The organism is Schauerella aestuarii (genome assembly GCF_009866805.1).
Taxonomy (GTDB): domain Bacteria; phylum Pseudomonadota; class Gammaproteobacteria; order Burkholderiales; family Burkholderiaceae_B; genus Schauerella; species Schauerella aestuarii.
Genome location: NZ_SIZW01000040.1, coordinates 837,853 through 852,894 on the forward strand (window position 1 = coordinate 837,853; position 15,042 = coordinate 852,894).

Consider the following 15,042-nt stretch of genomic DNA (forward strand, 5'->3'; position numbering starts at 1 on the left):
CGGGGCACAATGTGGTCGATTTGCAACAAATAGACAGGAAGATCGCGGTTTGACGGACGTTCAATGGCTTTGGATTGTGGTGGCCACCACGGGTGTCACATTCATCTGTGTGCTGCTGGGGCTCGCTGCGGCCTCTCGGCGGCACGCGCTCGTCAGTGCCCAGTTGGCGGCGCTCACCGAGGCCCAGGCGCGCGCCGAACGCGATGCGCGGGGCGATTTGCACGAGGTGGCGGACGCCATGGGGCGGGATGCTCGCGAGGCCGAGCGGCAACTTCGGGAAGAACTGCATCGGCATCTCAGCGAGCTGCGGGGTGCCGTCAGCCGCGACGCGCAGGCGGGGCGTACCGAATCGGCCGAGAGTCTGGCGCGCTTTGCGGCGCAACTCAGCGAACAGGTGCAAAAACTCGTCGAAACCAATGACCGTCGCATGGCCGAGATCCGCCAGACCGTCGATCAGCGTTTGCAGGCACTGCAAACCGACAACACCGCCAAGCTTGAAGAGATGCGCCGCACGGTGGATGAGAAGCTTCACGCCACACTGGAGCAGCGACTGGGCGAGTCGTTCAAGCTGGTGTCTGATCGCCTCGAGGCGGTGCACAAGGGATTGGGCGAGATGCAGACGCTTGCCGCTGGCGTGGGTGACCTCAAGCGTGTGCTCACCAACGTCAAATCGCGCGGCACGTGGGGCGAAGTGCAGTTGGCGCGCCTGATCGAAGACACGATGACGCCGGCGCAATACGCGCGCAACGTCAAAACCGTGCCCGGCAGCGACGCGCAGGTCGAGTTTGCGATCAAGCTCCCCGGACAGGGCGGCGACGCCATGCCCGTGTGGCTGCCGATCGATGCGAAGTTTCCCAAGGAAGAATACGAGCGCCTGGTGGCGGCGCAGGATGCTGCCGATCTCGATGCGATCCAGACAGCCAGCGTGGCGTTGGGGCGGGCCCTGGAACTGCAGGCGCGCACGATTGCCGCCAAGTACATCGCGCCGCCGCACACCACTGATTTCGCCATCCTGTTCGTACCCACCGAAGGCTTGTATGCTGAGATTCTGCGGGTGCCGGGCCTACTCGATCGCCTGCACGGTTTACGGATCAACGTGGCGGGCCCCAGTACGCTGGCCGCTTTGCTGAACAGTCTGCAGATGGGCTTTCGCACCTTGGCGATCGAACAGCGGTCGTCTGAAGTGTGGCAGGTGTTGCGTGCCGTCAAGACCGAGTTCGGCAAGTTTGGCGAGAGTCTGGCCAGCGTCAAAAAATCGCTCGAGTCGGCCAGTAACAAACTGGGCAGCACGGAGGTGCGCACGCGCGCCATGCTGCGCAACCTGAAGTCGGTTGAAGCCCTGCCCGAAGCGGCGCCGGCCGCGGCGCTCGATGGGGGCGACCTGCCCGAAGCGACGGAGAAACGCGATGCCCACGGAGACCTTCTCGACGCATGACGTGACCAACCAGGTGGCACCGCTCGCGGACGTCAACCTGTGGACGCAAGATGTGTTGCTGCGCACGCACGCCTGCCGATATATGGGCGGCGCAGCGCAGACGGGAAGGGCGAGTCAGGCAGGCAGGAGCGTTTCGGACGGCGATTCGGCGGCGACCGACGATGCGGGGGTATCGGCCGATGCCGCTCACGGCGTGCCGGCACGCGACGCTGCGCTCGACGAGCACGGCGCGTGGGTCGGCAGCGCTGCCACCTTGGCCTTGGGCGACACCGCCAACCGGTACCCGCCAGAATGGGTCGGTTATGACGCCACCGGGCATCGTATCGATGCCGTCCGCTTTCATCCGGCGTGGCACGCCCTCATGTACGGCATTGCCGAGCGTGGCCTGCACAGCGCGGCGTGGTTGGATGGCCAGCCCGGCGCCCATGTGGCCCGGGCGGCGGCGTTTATCCTGCAAGGCCAGGCCGAGGCCGGCACGTTGTGCCCCACCACGATGACGTTCGCCGCGGTGCCCATTCTGGCGCAGGCTGCCGCTGAAGGCGATGCCCATGCGGCGGCCTGGGCACGGGCCGCCGGTACGCGCGTTTACGATCCGGTGGCAGGCGCAGCCACGGCCAAGCGCGGCGCCCTGTTCGGCATGGGATTGACGGAAAAGCAGGGCGGATCGGATCTGCGTGCCGTGACCACCCGCGCGGTGGCGTTGGCTGGGCCTGGCACAGGCCAGTCTTACCACCTCACCGGCCATAAGTGGTTTTTTTCCGTGCCGCAAGCCGACGCGCATCTGGTGCTGGCCCGCGCGGGCGATGCGCTGTCGTGCTTCCTGGTGCCCGGCGTGTGCCCTGACGGCCGCCGCAATGCCGTGCGCATTCGTCGGTTGAAAGACAAGATCGGCAATCGCAGCAACGCCAGCGCCGAAGTGGAATTCGAGAATGCTTGGGGCACTTTGCTGGGCGAGCCCGGGCGTGGGCTTGCCGTGCTGTTGCGCATGGCGGCCGTCACCCGTCTGGACTGCGTGTTGGGCAGCACGGCCTTGTTGCGGCGCGCCGTGTCGTTGACGATCCACCACGCGCAAGCGCGCCATGCCTTCGGCCGTGCGTTGATCGATCAACCGTTGATGACCAATGTGCTGGCCGATGCGGCGCTCGAAGCGGAAGCGGCCATCGTGCTGGGCCTGCGATTGGCGCGCCTGCTCGACCAGGGCGCGTCACCCGCCGAGCGCCTGTTATTCCGTGTGGGCACGCCGGCGGCCAAGCTGTGGGTGTGCAAGCGCACGATTGCGTACGTGGCCGAATGCCTGGAAGCCTGCGGCGGCAATGGTTACATCGAAGACGGTCCGATGGCCCGGTTGTATCGCGAGGCGCCGGTCAATTCGATCTGGGAGGGTTCCGGCAATGTGATGGCGCTCGATGTGCTGCGGGCGTTTGCGCGCGAAGGCGGAGCGGTCGATGCGCTTGAGGCCGAGTGGCAGGCCGCGTTTGGGGTGTACCCCGCGTTCGATCGTGCAATGGGGGCTTGCCTGCAAGCGGCCTCGCGCCTTTCAGGGGCGGCCGATGCCCCTCACGCCTTGACGGCCTCGAACGTTGGAAACGCCGACGTGGCGGCGTTTCCCGCGCGCCGTTTAGCCGCCGACGTGGCCCGCCTCTGGCAGGCAGCGTTGTTGATCCGGCACGCGCCGGCCGCGGTTGCCGATGCCTTCGTCGCGTCGCGGTTGGCCGATCCGGCAGGCGCTTCCCGATTGCCCGGCGAATTGTCACCAAAAGCGGATGCTTCACGCATCGTGGCGCGTGCGCGGCTGCAAGTCTGCTAAATTTTCGCCTTTCCCCTTTTGCTTCTTGCCCGCCACCATGCTCAATCAGAATGCCCTTAAGCAACAAGCGGCCGATGCCGCCCTCGACTACGTCTCCGAAGTCGCCGGTCCGGACGTGATCATCGGGGTGGGCACTGGCTCCACCGCCGATCTTTTCATCGATGGCCTGGCTGCGTTCAAGGGCCGCCTGCGCGGCGCCGTCGCCAGTTCCGAGCGCAGCGCGCAGCGCCTGGCGGCGCACGGCATCGCCGTCCTCGATCTGAACGACGTCGAACACATGCCCATCTACGTCGATGGCGCCGACGAAATCAATGCTGCCCTGCACATGATCAAGGGCGGCGGCGGGGCGCTCACGCGTGAAAAGATCGTGGCCTCGGTCGCCGATCGCTTCATCTGCATTGCCGACGAGTCAAAACTGGTGCAAACGCTGGGCGCCTTCCCGCTGCCGCTGGAGGTGATTCCGATGGCCACGCAGGCCGTGGCCCGCGCAATGATCGCCCTGGGCGGGCAGCCCAAGGTGCGCGAGGGGTTCGTCACCGACAACGGCAATATCATCCTTGACGTGGCCGGTCTGTCGATTGCCGATGGCGCCGACTTCGAAGCACGCGTCAATCACATCCCCGGTGTGGTCACCTGCGGGCTGTTCGCGCTGGCCGGCGCCGATGTCGCGTTGCTGGCCACGCAGCAGGGCATTCGGAAGTTGACGGCATCAGGGTCATAATCCTGTCATAAACAAGTCATAAGCTTGCGGCTTGTCGACGGTCGGTCAGGGTATTTCCTGCCGGCCGTGCCTATTCGCACACCTCGCAGGAGCCGGGATGGCCGATCACACAAATAAACAATTCGACGTGGACCTGGAAAACGTCCGCTCGCAGTTCCTTCAGATGGGCGGCGTGGTCGAAGCCATGATCGCCGAAGGGCTGGAAGCGCTTACCAGCGGCGATATGTCGCTGGTGGACAAGGTTCGCGAACGCGAACGCGAGGTCAATCGCCTCGAGGTGTACATCGACGAGCGCGTGGCCAATATCCTGGCTCGCCATCAGCCGACGGCCATAGATCTGCGCATGCTGATGGCGGTGTCGAAGATGCTGACCGACATGGAGCGCTGCGGCGATGAAGCCGAAAAGATCGCCACGATGTCGCGCCGCATTCACGAAGGTGAAGCGCGCCATCTGCCCATCATCGAACTGCGTCACATGACCGAAAACGTGCTGGCGATGTTGCGCCAGGCGTTGGACGCCTTTGCCCGTCTGGATGCCGTACAGGCCGCACAGGTCGTGCGCAGCGACAAGGAAGTCGATAAAGAGTGGAAGGCGACCTTGCGTCACCTGATCACCTACATGATCGAAGATCCCCGCACCATCTCGCGCGCCATCGATCTGATTTTCATCGCGCGTGCGCTCGAGCGCATTGGCGATCACGCGAAGAATATGTCCGAACGCGTGATTTACATGGTGCACGGTGCCGACGTGCGGCATACCGGTGTGAAGAACACCGAGCGCCTCGCCCGTGGCGAAGCAGCCGAACCGCGCGGCGAAAAAGAATCGCCGATCGCCTCCGAGCCGCAGTAAGGCATCGGGGCAAGGCGCAACCTGCGCCCCAGCGCAAGGCGCGCAGTGGCGCAGGTGGCGCTTCGGCCGGATAGGAAAGGCCTCCCTCGGGAGGCCTTTCATCATTTCCTGCACGGCGCATCGCTCAATACGGGCTGGCTGTGGGGCGCACGACGAGTTCGCTTACGTCCACATCGTCGGGCTGCGCGATGGCGTAGGCAACGGCACGTGCGATCGCGTCAGGCGTGATGGCCACGCTGCGGAAGGATTTCATCGCGTCGCGGGCGGTCGTGTCCGAAATCGTGTCGGCCAACTCGGACGTGACGACACCGGGGCAGATCACCGTCACCCGTAGCTTCTCCGTTTCCTGGCGCAGACCGTCGGAAATCGCGCGCACCGCATATTTCGTGGCGCAATACACCGCTGCGGTGGGTGACACGGAAAGTCCGCCGATCGACGAAATATTGATCACCTGTCCAAAACCCTGACGTTCCATGTCCGGCAGCACGGCGGCGATGCCATGCAGCACGCCGCGGATATTGACGTCGATCATGCGATTCCATTCATCCACTTTCAGGGCGTTCAGCGGCGAAAGCGGCATGACGCCCGCATTGTTGACGATGACATCGATATGGCCGAATGTCTCGCGACCGAAGTCGGCGAAGGCCTGCACGTCTTGTTGGTCGGTCACGTCCAGCGCGCGCCAGACAACCTGACCGCCCTTGGCTTTCAGCGTGTCGGCGAGCTGCTCGAGCCTGTCGGTGCGTCGTGCGCCGATCACAAGGCGGTGCCCGAGGGCCGACAGCAATTGCGCCGTGGCTTCGCCGATGCCGCTACTGGCGCCGGTAAGCAGCACGACTTTGGACGACTCGGGGGTGTGATGCGTTGCTGAGGTGGTCATGGCAAAACTCCAAAAGAAAAGGCCTGCGCTTTTTCAAGCGAAGGCCTCATCCTAAAGAGCGGTGCCGCATTCGACGATACACAGACATCCGGCGTTCTTGCCTATTGCTGCTTTTCGCGTTGGCCGCTCACGTTGAGCTTACCCGGATTCGTTATGCCGAGGGCGGCACGTATCCATCCGCCTCGACGCTGCCGTCTTCGAACAGGAAGCGCTCCATCTGCTCTTTCAAGTACTTGCGCGCGCGCGAATCGGCCAGGTTCAGGCGGTTTTCATTGACGAGACGCGTCTGCACCGACTTCCACTCTTCCCACGCTTCCTTCGAAATGCTCTGCCAAATCTTGGTGCCCATTTCGCCCGGATAGGGGGCGTAATCGAGGCCTTCGGCTTCGCGCTTGAGTTTGACGCATTGCACGGTACGGGTCATGACGAATCCTGCGAATCAAAGAAGTAATGCCCCATTGTAAAGGGGATCATCATTCCCAAAAAGAATGATGCAGGTTCAATTTTTATCCCTTTGTCAGCCGATTTGTTATCGGTAAAGTTTGCTGCACTACACAACAACAATCCTCGGAGACAGATCCCATGGTGTTTTCCATCTCAATGCAGCGGGCATCGAGTGCAGCAGCTTGCGCCATTGTGGCGTTGACGGGCGCTTTCGCAGCGCCCGCGCAAGCGCAGGCACAAACCTATCCGGACAAACCCATCAAGCTGGTCGTGCCATGGCCGCCGGGTGGCGCCACGGATGCGTTGGGCCGCATCATTGCCCAGCAACTGGGCAAACGCCTGGGCCAGACGGTGGTCGTGGACAACAAGGCCGGTGCGGGGGGCAATATCGGCACGGCATCATTCGTGCGCGAGCGCGCCGATGGCTACACGTTGCTCATGGCCACGAGTTCCACCAACGCGGCCAACCCCCATCTGTACAGCCGCCTGGGCTTTGACGTCGACCGCGACTTCGCGCCCGTCGCGTTCATCGCATCGATCCCGAACATTCTCGAAGTGCCGAAGAAATCGGACTTTCAGACCGTGGATCAACTGATCACCTATGCGCGTGCGCATCCGGGCAAGCTCAACTATGCATCGGGCGGGGTGGGATCGTCGCAGCATCTGGCGGGGGCAATGTTCCGCCACGTCACGGGCGCCGACGTCACGCACATTCCCTACAAAGGCAGCGGTCCGGCCGTGGCCGATCTTCTGGCCGGTCAGGTCGACATGATGCTGGACACCGGTTCGCTGGCCCAGGTGAAGGGCGGGGCACTGCGCGCGCTGGCCGTGGCCTCGAAGGAACGCGTACCGGCACTGCCCGATGTACCCACGTTTGCCGAAGCGGGCATCAAAGACATGTACGCCGCGGCCTGGTACGGCGTGATGGCGCCGGCCAATACACCGCCCGAGATCGTGACGCGCCTGAACACGGAGATCAACGCCATTCTGGCCGAACCCGAGGTGCGCGACACCATCATCAATCTGGGTGCGGAAATGCGCGCGGCGCAAAGCCCGGCCGAATTTCAGGCGTTCGTCACGAGCGAGATCGTGCGCTTCAAAGGCATCGTCGAGATGTCCGGCGCCAAGATGGAGTAGCGCGGCACCGATTGCTATCATGGCGGCCATTCTTACGCGTGGAGCATTGATGGCTTTCGATCTGCCTTATCCCGATTTGACTGCCGAGCGTCTCGGCAATACCGATACGCCCGGCGTTTGGCTGTTCGATTCCGGCAAGCCGGGTCCCGCCGTGATGCTCACCGCGCTCACGCACGGCAATGAGCTCTGTGGCGCCTGGGCGTTGAAGGATCTGCTCGCCGCCGGCGTGCGGCCGCAGCGCGGTCGGCTCATCGTGGTTTTCGCCAACCTCGACGCCTACGATCGCTTCGATCCCGCGCATCACGATGCCAGCCGTTTTGTCGAGCAGGACATGAATCGGGTGTGGGACCGCGACGTGCTCGCTCAGCCGGTCAATGGCGAACAGCGTCGCGCGCAAGCCCTGTTGCCTTGGGTCGAACAGGCCGATTGGTTGCTCGATCTCCATTCGATGCATGAGAAGGGCGAGCCCCTGCTGTTGACCGGCGTGCTGCCGCGCAACATCGAACTGGCCCGGCAATTGGGTGCGCCCGAGTACGTGATCGTGGATGCCGGTCACAAGGATGGCGTGCGCATGCGCGATTTCGGCCGCTTCGGCGATCCGGATGCGAGCGACGCGCTGGCCCTTTTGATCGAATGCGGCTATCACGGCGACCTCCAATCCCATCGCGTGGGATTGGATATGGTGGCCCGCTTTCTGGTGGCGTCCGGTTGCGTGAGTGCCGATGCGTTGCCGGCCGACTGGCGCCTGCCCGATCCGGTGAAACAAACCGTGCTGCAAGTGACGGATGCCGTCGTGGCGCCCTCGATGGACGTGACCTTCACGCAGCCGTGGCAAGGATTGGAGTGCCTGGAATCCGTGGGCACACCCATCGCCACGATGGACGGCCGCACCGTGGGTACGCCCTACGCCAATTGTTCGTTGATCATGCCGTCGCTGCGCCAGTTGAAGCCTGGCGTAACGGTGGTGCGGCTGGCGCGCACGATTTAAGCCGAATGCGGCGTGCGGGGCGGGCAGTGCCGCTGCCGCTGCCTCAATCGACCGCATCGGCTGGAGAGCCGCCGCGCTTCTCACGGTTCATCGATGGCAAGCATGGCAAGAGGCCTGCGACAGGGATGTCGCAGGCCTCTTTTAAATCAAGCCGATATGAATCAGACCGATATGAATCAGACCGATCTGAATCCGACCGATCTGAATCCGACCGATCAGCCCGATGCCAGCCGCTTGATGAAGATGTGGCTATTGCGTGATTTATTGATCGCGCTTTGCTTTTGCGGCGGCAGATCGGTCACGCCGCCTTGCACGAATCCGCGCTTCACGAACCAGTGCGAGGTGCGCGTCGTGAGCGCAAACAAGCGCTTCACGCCCAATGCGCGGGCGCGCGCTTCCATATGGCGCAGCAGCAGGTCGCCTTCGCCCGTGCTCTGCCATTCGGGGTGAACGATCAGGCAAGCCAATTCGGCCATCTGGTTTTCCGGGTACGGATACAGCGCGGCGCAACCGTAAATCACGCCATCGTGCTCCAGTACCGTGAAGCGCTCCACATCCCGCTCGATCACGCTGCGGGGGCGCGGCACCAAGGTGCCGTCGGTCTCCAGCGGTTCAATCAGGCTCAGGATCGCGCCCACGTCATCCAGCGTGGCGGGGCGCAGGTCGTCCAGCGTATCTTCCACCACCATCGTGCCCACGCCATCGTGGGTAAAGATCTCGAGCAGCACGCTGCCGTCCAGCGTGAACGGCACCAGGTGGGCGCGCGCCACGCCGCGTTTGACCGCCAGCGATGCATAGCGCAGGAAGAAGGCCGTGTCTTCATCCAGGCTGCCCGCCGTCAACATGGCGTCGGCATCCACGCGCGCGAGTTCGGTGTCGACCGTGCCGTCGTCGTTCATCACGCCTTGCGTTTCGGTCAGGAAAATCAGCTTCTCGGCGCGCAGGGCCACGGCCACGCTCGTGGCGAGCTCTTCCATGGCCAGATTGAACGCGTCGCCCGTGGGCGAAAAGCCCAGCGGGGACAGCAACACGATGGAGTGACGCTCGGTGGCGAAACGCAGGGCATCCACATCGACCTTGCGCACCAGACCGAAGTGCTGATAATCCACGCCGTCGAACACGCCGGCCGGCTTGGCCGTGACGAAGTTGCCCGAAATGACCCGTACGCGGGCGTTGGACATCGGCGTATTGGGCAGCCCCTGGCTGAACGCCGCTTCGATATCGAGGCGAATTTCGCCTGCGGCCTCTTTGGCGCACTCCAGCGCCGCGGCGTCGGTAGGCGCCATGCCGCGGTCGAATTGCTGCGTATAGCCCTTCAAGCGCAACTGCTCGTTGACCTGCGGACGCGACCCGTGCACCAGCACCAGCTTGATGCCCAGCGACGAGAGCAGCGACAAATCCTGCACCAGCGCATTGAGCGCGCCGGCTTGCACGAGCTCGCCGCCAAAGGCGACGACAAAGGTCTTGCCCCGAAACGCGTGCACGTATGGCGCCACGTCGCGGAACCAGCGCACGAACTGTGCGGCGGCAAAACCAGGCGCTTCCAGCGCGGATACGGTATCGGGTTCCAGATCGGACATTTTGCGGCAGCAGATTAAAAACGAATGGCGAAATTATAATGGTCGGCTAATGAACCCCAATATGCCCGATTCCGCCGGCCCTGTCGCCGCCGCGCAAGCCCGTCCCCAGCGGCCCGAGCGCGTGATTCCCCCCATCTCTTACCCCGAGGATCTGCCCGTCAGCGGCCGCCGGGACGATATCGCACGCGCGCTCAATGCCCATCAGGTCATTGTGGTCTGCGGCGAGACCGGCTCCGGCAAGACCACCCAGCTGCCCAAGATCTGCCTGGAGCAGGGCCGCGGGCGGCGCAAGATGATCGGCCACACGCAGCCGCGGCGGATCGCGGCCACTTCGGTGGCCAAACGGATCGCCGACGAGCTCAACACAACGCTGGGCGAAGTGGTGGGCTACCAGGTGCGCTTTAACGACCGCACCGGCCCCAATGCGGCGATCAAGCTGATGACGGACGGCATCTTGCTGGCCGAGTCCCAGCGCGACCCGATGCTGCGTAAATACGACACCATCATCATCGATGAGGCGCACGAACGCAGCCTCAACATCGATTTTCTGCTGGGTTATCTCAAGCAGTTGCTGCCGCGCCGGCCCGATCTGAAGCTCATCATCACGTCGGCCACCATCGACGCGGATCGCTTTGCGCAGCATTTTGCGTCGGCCGATGGCGTGTTGGCACCGGTCATCGAAGTCTCCGGGCGCCTGTTCCCGGTGGAAATGCGCTACCGCCCGGTGCGTGAAGATAAGCCGGAAGACGAGGCGCCGCGCGCGGCGTCGCGCTCCGGCGAGCGCATGTCGGGCGATGAGGAGCGCGACCTGATCGACGCGATCGTCGATGCGGTGGATGAGTGTGCCGCGCACGGGCCGGGCGATGTGCTGGTGTTCCTGCCGGGCGAGCGTGAGATTCGCGAGGCAGCCGAGGGCCTGCGTAAGCATCACCCGGTGGGTACCGAGATTCTGCCGCTTTACGCGCGGCTGTCGCAGGCTGAGCAAGAGCAGATCTTCCGGCCACGCAGCAACGCGCGCCGCGTGGTGCTGGCCACCAACGTGGCCGAAACGTCGCTCACCGTGCCCGGTATCCGGTTTGTGGTCGACAGCGGCTTGGCCCGCATCAAGCGCTACTCGTGGCGCAACAAAGTCGAGCAATTGCGCATCGAGTCGATCAGCCAGGCGTCGGCTAACCAGCGGGCAGGGCGCTGCGGCCGGGTAGGCCCGGGCGTCTGCATTCGTTTGTACGACGAGGCCGATTTCAACAATCGCGCACCCTTCAGCGATCCCGAGGTGCTGCGCTCGTCGCTGGCCTCCGTGATTTTGCGGATGAAGGCGCTCAAGCTCGACGATATCGAGCAGTTTCCGTTTGTCGAGGCACCGCCTGGGCGTGCCATCGCCGATGGCTACCACCTCCTGCAAGAACTGGGCGCCATCGAGCAGGGCGAAGACGGGGGCGAGGGCGGCTTCGTGCTCACCCATCTGGGCCGCGAGCTTGCCCGCCTGCCGGTCGACCCGCGGATCGGCCGCATGATCCTGGCCGCGCGCGACAACGATTGCCTAGCCGAGATGTTGATCATCGCGTCGGCGCTTTCATCGCAGGATCCGCGCGACCGTCCCATGGCGGAGCGCGATGCCGCTCAGGCCGCGCATGCCAAATTCAACGACGACAAATCCGAGTTCGTGTCGTATCTGAAGCTCTGGGCCTGGTACAACGAACAGGTGCAGCACAAAGGCTCGCAGCGCAAGCTGGTCGGCCTGTTGCGGCAGAATTTTCTGTCGCCCTTGCGATTGCGTGAGTGGCACGATGTGCATACTCAGCTCTCCGCCGTGGTGGGTGAGCAGGGTTGGCGCGTCAACGGCGTCGAAGCCACCTATGAGCAACTTCACCTCGCGTTGCTGGCGGGCTTGCTGGGTAACGTCGGCATCAAGAGTGAAGAGGCCGGCCACTATCAGGGGGCACGCGAAGTCCGCTTTCATATCCATCCCGGGTCGACCTTGATCAAAAAGGCCGGCAAGTGGATCGTCGCTGCCGAGTTGATCGACACCACCCGCTTGTTTGCCCGCTGTATCGCCCGCATCGATCCGGTGTGGGTCGAACGCGTGGCCGCCCATCTTCTGCGCAAGCAATGGAGCGATCCGCGTTGGGAAAAGAAAAGCGGGCAGGTGGTGGTCAATGAACGCGCCACGTTGTATGGCCTGACGCTTTACTCGGGCCGCCGGATGCAATATTCGCGTATCAATCCCAAGCATGCGCGCGAGCTTTTCATCCGCGAAGCGCTGGTGCCGGGCGAGATCGATACGCGTCTGCCGTTCGTCGCCCACAATCGCAAGCTCGCCGCCGAGATCGAAAAACTCGAGCATCAAACCCGCCGTCCGGACATCCTGGTCGATGACGACTTGATTTACGCGTTCTACGACCAGCAGTTGCCGGCCGATATTGCGCAGACCACGTCACTCGAAAAGTGGGTCAAGGGGCTGGACAAGGCGGCCGCTGCCAAGTTGTTGTTGAGCCGCGATGCACTCATGCGGCACGAGGCGGCTGGCGTCACCACCGATGTCTTCCCGAAGAAAGTCGAGTGGCAGGGCACCACCTTCACGCTGGATTACCACTTCGAGCCGGGATCGGCCCGAGATGGCGTCACCATGACGGTGCCGCTGGTGGCCCTCAATCAGGTCGACCCGATCCGCGCCGAATGGCTGGTGCCGGGCATGCTGAAGGAAAAGGTACATCTGCTGCTGAAATCGTTGCCGCAGAAGATGCGCCGTCATTGCGTGCCGCTGCCGGACTACGCCGCCGGGTTTTTCGATCGTTGGTTCGATAGCTTGCAAGATCCCCAGCAGGGGTTACTCGATGCCATCTCCGCCGATATGCAGAAGCAGGTCGGCGTGCGGCCGCTGGCGTCCGATTTCAAGATCGAAACACTGCCGGCGCATCTGTTCATGAACTTCCGGGTTAATGACGAGCATGGCCGCATGCTGGCTGCCGGCCGCAATCTGGCACAGATCAAGGCCGAGCACGGCCGCCAGGCTCAGGCCACGTTTCAGCAGATGGCCGGGCGCGACAGCCAGGTGGCCGAAGCGCTGGCGCATGAAAACCTCACGTCGTGGTCATTCGGCGCGCTTCCGGAGCTGATGGAAATCAAGCGCCGCGGCCAGTCGTTCGTCGGCTATCCCGCCCTCGTCGCACGCGATTCGCACGCCGATCTGGATGTGTTCGACGATCCGGACGATGCCAAGCGGCATCACCGCGCCGGATTGCTCAAGCTGTTCCGGCTGGGGTTGCGCGATCAGGTCAAGTTTCTTGAAAAGAACCTGACCGACCTCACCAAGATGAGCATGTTGTATATGCCCCTGGGCACCCAGGAGCAACTGCGCGATCAGATCGTGGACTGCGCTTTGGCACTGGCCTGCCTGGGCGATCCGTGGCCTACCGATGAGGCCAGCTTCGAAGCGCGCCGTATCGAAGGCAAAGGGCGGATTGGATTGCTGGCGCAAGAAGTGGCACGTCTGGCCGGTGCGATTCTTACCGAGTGGGGCGCCCTGCAGCGAAAAATGGCGCAAGCCAAACCGCATCCCGCAGCGTATGCCGATCTACAGCAACAGATCGGCGCGCTCGTGCCGGCCAATTTCATTCGCGATACGCCGTATGAGCAGTTGAAGCATTTCCCGCGTTATCTGAAAGCCGCGGTGGCGCGCATCGACAAGTTGCGGGCCGACCCCGCGCGCGACGCCCGATTGATGACCGACATGGCCGGATTGCTCACGCAGTATCAGCGCGCGCGCACTGCCCGTAAAGGCGCACCGGATGCAAGGCTCGACGATTTTCGATGGCTGCTGGAAGAACTGCGCGTGGCGCTGTTTGCCCAGGAACTGCGCACGCCGATGCCGGTGTCGGTCAAGCGGTTGGAGAGGAACTGGGCGGCATTGGCGAGATAGGGAACTGCACCGGATGGCCATCGCATTTTGCGACTCGCCCCGCCGTGTCGGCTTGGCGCTATGCTTAGCGGACGACATTTTTTGAGGGATTTCGCAATGGACCTCGTTATTGAAAATCTGGATGCGATGACGACTGAGGAAGCGTCGCGTTTCTTGACCACTTTCGACGCCTCACTGCGCGACGACGACGGTGCGGTTGCGAAGTCCCATCTCAATGCCGGTCATCCGATCTTTTATGCTGAACACGACACGCCCGAAGGCATGTGTGTGAAGGAATATCCGAGCGGTCGAAAAGAATTGATCACGTTCGACTTTGCGATTGGCAAGGAGGTGCTCATCTCGGTGATTCAGAGTTGATGCGGCCTCAGATGTGGATCGTGGCCGGTCCGAATGGGTCAGGAAAAACGACGCTATCGCGTCGATACTTTGTCGGTCGCATACCCGTCGTCAATCCTGACGAAATTGCGCGAGGCCTGGCGCGATCAAGATCGCGTGCGTTATCTTGCCGCCGAAATCCCGGCCTGGGCTGAGCGCGCGCTCGGATTTCGCACTCGCTCTCAAAGTATGTAGCGGTAAATGTCGGCCAGCCGACCGGTAGTCGAACTCGCCAGGGGCGCCACATGACGAACGTCTCAAAGCCCCTCGTTATGCTGCTTCGCGCATGTCGTCAATGCAGCGGCGATCTTCGCTTCGCCTTCTTTCTCGAACAGCCGCGCCAGCGTGATTTGCGCCACCGGATCGCCCGCTTGCGCCGCCCGCCAGCGCAGGCCCAGGATAAAGTCGTTTGCGAGATCGGACGTCGACGCGCCGTCGTAGGATGACGTCGCCTGCAGCAGGTCCGCCAGCTTGTTCCAGCCCGACGGTACCTTCTGATGCAGCAGCCAGGCAATCACCGGCTGGGCGGCCTCCCAGTCTTCATCGTCCATCATCCGGGAGATCAGTCGCGCAGCTGCACGCCAATGGCCTTCGGCCGCCGCGCGGGCGTATAGGGCGGATGCTTCAGAATCAGGACTGGATGCCGCGCGCTCGAAGGTTACCTGCGCCTGCGCCGAGGGTGTGGGTGCATTGGGGGCAACACAAGCAAACTGGGCCAGGTCCTTCGCCGGATCGGCCGTTTGATTCAGCCTGTCCTGCTCGGTCAGGGCATGCTTGAGAATGGCGTGCACCTCGCGTTCAGGCACTGTGTCGTACACCCATTGAGTGAGTGCAGCCCGCCGTTCGTAAAATGTCGCCACATCTTCATGCTCGGGGAGCACGTCCTCAGGCGAGGATTCGGCCACC

The 15,042-nt window shown here is 63.2% G+C and carries 12 protein-coding genes; 8 read left to right on the forward strand and 4 right to left on the reverse strand.

Going from position 1 to position 15,042, the window contains the following annotated elements; genetic code table 11:
* The first annotated feature begins 49 nt into the window (after positions 1 to 49).
* The 4 genes from rmuC (at position 50) to phoU (ending at position 4,813) form a co-directional block, all read left to right on the forward strand.
* On the forward strand, positions 50 to 1,435 hold the full coding sequence (rmuC, locus tag EYW45_RS10775) for a DNA recombination protein RmuC (protein WP_235938982.1): 1,386 nt from the start codon (positions 50 to 52) through the stop codon (positions 1,433 to 1,435).
* A complete protein-coding gene (locus EYW45_RS10780; RefSeq protein WP_161135337.1) occupies positions 1,407 to 3,242 on the forward strand; it encodes an acyl-CoA dehydrogenase family protein in 1,836 nt (611 codons plus the stop codon). Before rmuC ends, EYW45_RS10780 begins: the two co-directional genes overlap by 29 nt.
* Positions 3,243 to 3,279: 37 nt before the next feature.
* Entirely contained in the window at positions 3,280 to 3,963 is a 684-nt protein-coding gene (rpiA, locus tag EYW45_RS10785) for a ribose-5-phosphate isomerase RpiA (protein WP_161135338.1), read from the forward strand.
* 97 nt (positions 3,964 to 4,060) lie between these two features.
* Positions 4,061 to 4,813 carry a phosphate signaling complex protein PhoU gene (phoU, locus tag EYW45_RS10790; protein ID WP_161135339.1) on the forward strand — a complete coding sequence of 251 codons (753 nt, stop codon included), beginning with the start codon at positions 4,061 to 4,063 and terminating at the stop codon, positions 4,811 to 4,813.
* 124 nt (positions 4,814 to 4,937) lie between these two features.
* On the opposite strand, the gene EYW45_RS10795 is transcribed toward phoU, so the two are convergent.
* Both EYW45_RS10795 and EYW45_RS10800 read right to left on the reverse strand, forming a co-directional pair.
* Positions 4,938 to 5,693, reverse strand: coding sequence for an SDR family oxidoreductase (locus EYW45_RS10795; protein WP_161135340.1), 756 nt, complete (start codon positions 5,691 to 5,693; stop codon positions 4,938 to 4,940).
* Between the two features lie 151 nt (positions 5,694 to 5,844).
* Complete coding sequence (locus EYW45_RS10800; protein WP_161135341.1) at positions 5,845 to 6,117, reverse strand: oxidative damage protection protein; 273 nt, start codon at positions 6,115 to 6,117, stop codon at positions 5,845 to 5,847.
* Between the two features lie 158 nt (positions 6,118 to 6,275).
* On the opposite strand from EYW45_RS10800, the gene EYW45_RS10805 reads away from it, so the two are divergent.
* Together EYW45_RS10805 and EYW45_RS10810 are read left to right on the forward strand one after the other, a co-directional pair.
* Entirely contained in the window at positions 6,276 to 7,274 is a 999-nt protein-coding gene (locus EYW45_RS10805) for a Bug family tripartite tricarboxylate transporter substrate binding protein (protein WP_161135342.1), read from the forward strand.
* A 49-nt stretch (positions 7,275 to 7,323) separates the two neighbouring features.
* Complete coding sequence (locus EYW45_RS10810; RefSeq protein ID WP_161135343.1) at positions 7,324 to 8,262, forward strand: M14 family metallopeptidase; 939 nt, start codon at positions 7,324 to 7,326, stop codon at positions 8,260 to 8,262.
* 215 nt (positions 8,263 to 8,477) lie between these two features.
* Here the strand turns inward: EYW45_RS10810 and argA are convergent, their stop codons facing one another.
* The gene (argA, locus tag EYW45_RS10815) at positions 8,478 to 9,842 is read right to left on the reverse strand and encodes an amino-acid N-acetyltransferase (protein WP_161135344.1); all 1,365 of its coding nucleotides are present in this window, start codon (positions 9,840 to 9,842) and stop codon (positions 8,478 to 8,480) included.
* 61 nt (positions 9,843 to 9,903) lie between these two features.
* Between argA and hrpA the strand changes: the two genes are divergently transcribed.
* Positions 9,904 to 13,761 carry an ATP-dependent RNA helicase HrpA gene (gene hrpA, locus EYW45_RS10820; protein ID WP_161135345.1) on the forward strand — a complete coding sequence of 1,286 codons (3,858 nt, stop codon included), beginning with the start codon at positions 9,904 to 9,906 and terminating at the stop codon, positions 13,759 to 13,761.
* A gap of 96 nt (positions 13,762 to 13,857) precedes the next feature.
* Positions 13,858 to 14,118, forward strand: a complete 261-nt coding sequence (locus EYW45_RS10825) for a hypothetical protein (RefSeq protein WP_161135346.1) — start codon at positions 13,858 to 13,860, stop codon at positions 14,116 to 14,118.
* Positions 14,119 to 14,393: 275 nt separating this feature from the next.
* On the opposite strand, the gene EYW45_RS10830 is transcribed toward EYW45_RS10825, so the two are convergent.
* The gene (locus tag EYW45_RS10830; protein WP_161135347.1) at positions 14,394 to 15,041 is read right to left on the reverse strand and encodes a hypothetical protein; all 648 of its coding nucleotides are present in this window, start codon (positions 15,039 to 15,041) and stop codon (positions 14,394 to 14,396) included.
* Between the last annotated feature and the right edge of the window lies 1 nt (position 15,042).

Excerpts from the sequence above, each read along its gene's own strand:
- EYW45_RS10780 (WP_161135337.1), top strand. The coding sequence starts at position 1,407 with ATGCCCACGGAGACCTTCTCGACGCATGACGTGACCAACCAGGTGGCA.
- rpiA (WP_161135338.1), top strand. The coding sequence starts at position 3,280 with ATGCTCAATCAGAATGCCCTTAAGCAACAAGCGGCCGATGCCGCCCTC.
- phoU (WP_161135339.1), top strand. The coding sequence starts at position 4,061 with ATGGCCGATCACACAAATAAACAATTCGACGTGGACCTGGAAAACGTC.
- EYW45_RS10795 (WP_161135340.1), bottom strand. The coding sequence starts at position 5,693 with ATGACCACCTCAGCAACGCATCACACCCCCGAGTCGTCCAAAGTCGTG.
- EYW45_RS10800 (WP_161135341.1), bottom strand. The coding sequence starts at position 6,117 with ATGACCCGTACCGTGCAATGCGTCAAACTCAAGCGCGAAGCCGAAGGC.
- EYW45_RS10805 (WP_161135342.1), top strand. The coding sequence starts at position 6,276 with ATGGTGTTTTCCATCTCAATGCAGCGGGCATCGAGTGCAGCAGCTTGC.
- EYW45_RS10810 (WP_161135343.1), top strand. The coding sequence starts at position 7,324 with ATGGCTTTCGATCTGCCTTATCCCGATTTGACTGCCGAGCGTCTCGGC.
- argA (WP_161135344.1), bottom strand. The coding sequence starts at position 9,842 with ATGTCCGATCTGGAACCCGATACCGTATCCGCGCTGGAAGCGCCTGGT.
- hrpA (WP_161135345.1), top strand. The coding sequence starts at position 9,904 with ATGCCCGATTCCGCCGGCCCTGTCGCCGCCGCGCAAGCCCGTCCCCAG.
- EYW45_RS10825 (WP_161135346.1), top strand. The coding sequence starts at position 13,858 with ATGGACCTCGTTATTGAAAATCTGGATGCGATGACGACTGAGGAAGCG.